The sequence below is a fragment of the Mycobacterium sp. genome, from assembly GCF_050701675.1.
GTDB lineage: Bacteria > Actinomycetota > Actinomycetes > Mycobacteriales > Mycobacteriaceae > Mycobacterium.
In genome coordinates, this window is sequence record NZ_JBOGDD010000356.1 from 1 (window position 1) to 1,976 (window position 1,976).

General features: G+C 70.3%; 3 protein-coding genes and 1 pseudogene. 1 reads left to right on the forward strand and 3 read right to left on the reverse strand.

Annotated features, from left to right (window positions below; translation table 11 throughout):
* The coding region (locus tag ACRDUX_RS10500) for an IS481 family transposase (RefSeq protein WP_526413610.1) at positions 1–865 on the forward strand (865 nt) is incomplete at its 5' end.
* An 8-nt stretch (positions 866–873) separates the two neighbouring features.
* Here the strand turns inward: ACRDUX_RS10500 and ACRDUX_RS10505 are convergent.
* The 3 genes and pseudogenes from ACRDUX_RS10505 to ACRDUX_RS10515 all read right to left on the reverse strand — a co-directional run.
* Positions 874–1,110 (reverse strand): hypothetical protein, encoded by a 237-nt coding sequence (locus ACRDUX_RS10505; protein WP_526413612.1) that lies wholly within the window; start codon positions 1,108–1,110, stop codon positions 874–876.
* A 39-nt stretch (positions 1,111–1,149) separates the two neighbouring features.
* The gene (locus ACRDUX_RS10510) at positions 1,150–1,308 is read right to left on the reverse strand and encodes a hypothetical protein (protein WP_526413614.1); all 159 of its coding nucleotides are present in this window, start codon (positions 1,306–1,308) and stop codon (positions 1,150–1,152) included.
* Positions 1,281–1,976: pseudogene (locus ACRDUX_RS10515) on the reverse strand (hypothetical protein); the annotation flags it as partial. The gene ACRDUX_RS10510 and the pseudogene ACRDUX_RS10515, both read right to left, overlap by 28 nt.

Here is a 1,976-nt window from a genome sequence, read left to right on the forward strand (position 1 = left end):
GGCCCGCTTCTGCGTGTCGCCGGCGACGGTCAACCGGTGGGTGCGCCGCGAGCGCCAGGCCACCGAGGCCGAGCGCTTGTCAGGGGCATGGGCCCAAGACCGCCCGTGTCGCCCGCGGCGCTCACCCGGCCTGATCAGCGAGGCCGAGCACGACCGGATCTGCCAGATGCGCGAGGACACCGGCTGGGGCCCCCGGTTGATCGCGCCGCATGTCGGACGCTGCCACTCGACCGTCCATGCGGCGTTGCGCCGACGCGGCTGCTCGCGCCGGCCGCGGGCGCCCAAGGACAGCGTGGTGCGCTACGAGTGGCCCTGCCCGGGCCAGTTGCTGCATGTCGACGTCAAGAAGTTCGGGCGCTTCCAAGCCCCCGGCCACAAGGTCACCGGCGATCGCACCCAACGCTCGCGGCGGGTCGGCTGGGACTACGCCCACAGCCTGCTGGATGACTGCAGCCGCCTGGCCTACACCGAGCTGCACGACGACGAACGCGCCGACACAGTGACCGCGTTCATGACCCGCGCCCTGGACTGGTTTCTGGACAACGGCATCGTCGCCGAGCGGCTGCTGTCAGACAACGCGTGGGCCTACACCCATAACCGCTCGCTGCGCGAGCTGCTGTGGCGCCGCGCGATCACCCACAAGACGATCCGGCCCTACCGCCCCCAGACCAACGGCAAGGTCGAGCGCTACCAACAGACCCTCGCGCGCGAGTGGGCCTACGGCCAGATCTACGCCTCATCAGACGCCCGCGCCGAGGCGCTGCCACACTGGACCCAGCACTACAACACCACCCGCAACCACAGCGCCATCGGCGACCGCCCACCCATCAGACGCGTTCACCACGTCCTCGGGCACGACACCTAGCCCCGCGCCTACGCGGCTTGGGCGACGAGCGCGTCCTGCGCCGCGTCGGCCCGATCCTGCGCGGCGCGATAGGTCGAGAAGCCCTCCCGCCCGGGCCACGCGCGCCATGCCGCCAGCGCGCGCGACGCGTCCTGGTGCGCCGCGTGCCACGCGGCCTCCAGGCCGTCGGCGTAGGCGCAGTCGATCACGATCTCCCGCGTGTCGGGGACCGCTTCGAGCAGATCATGGAGCTGCTGCGTGGTCATCGTGCTGGCGGGTCCATTCCCCCAAGATGCACACTCGACTCATCGCGGTCCGCCGTTACGACGTTTCGCGCGCCAACTCTGTACGGCCAGGAACACGACCACCAGGACCACGGGGGCCAGATACAGGATCGACCCCCACCAGTGCCCGACGTGGGCGAAGGGCACCGCCATCACTGCGCCGCGGCCGACAGCAGCCACAGCCCGAGGCTGGTGAAGCCGACCATGACGACGAGCATCCAGTACTGCGAGCGCGTCGCCGAGGTCGGGTCGCGGTAGGTGGCCAGCGCCCGGTCGTGGGCCAGGGTCAGGCCGCCGATGTGGCCGACGATCAGCGCCCCGACCTGCACGTACCAGATCGCGTTGGCGCTGATCCAGCCGTAGTTGATCGTCGCCGACGCCGTCCCGAAGAAGTTGCTGCCGTTGCCCAGCGGATCTGAGATCAGGTAGGCCATCGCCTGGGCCTGGTAGGTCAGCGCCGAGAAGTAGTGGGCGATGACGTAGGCCAGCGCGATCGGCACGAGCGTGTGCGCGAACAGGCGCGAGAGCTCCTGGACGCTGCGCGACTCGTCGACCGTGCGCATGCCGACGACGCCGAGCCGGTAGACCGCGCTGACCAGCAGCACCATCGCGATCAGGCCGAGCGTGAAGGTGATCTCCAGCGCGCCCTCGGCGTGCAGGCCGATGTCGATGAACCAGCGCTGGATGTCGGGCGCGACGTCGTTCCACAGCGCGCCGAGCGAGAACCCGTCGAACGCCGTGGTGCCGATCATGATGCAGATCAGCGGCACCGTGCCCGGGCGCGGGTCCAATGGCACGACGCCGGCCAGCGGCTTGCGCGTGCGCAGCTCGCCGTCGGTCCAGTGCAG

Bases quoted from the DNA above. Each gene is read 5' to 3' on its own strand.
- ACRDUX_RS10505 (WP_526413612.1), bottom strand. From the start codon at position 1,110: ATGACCACGCAGCAGCTCCATGATCTGCTCGAAGCGGTCCCCGACACG.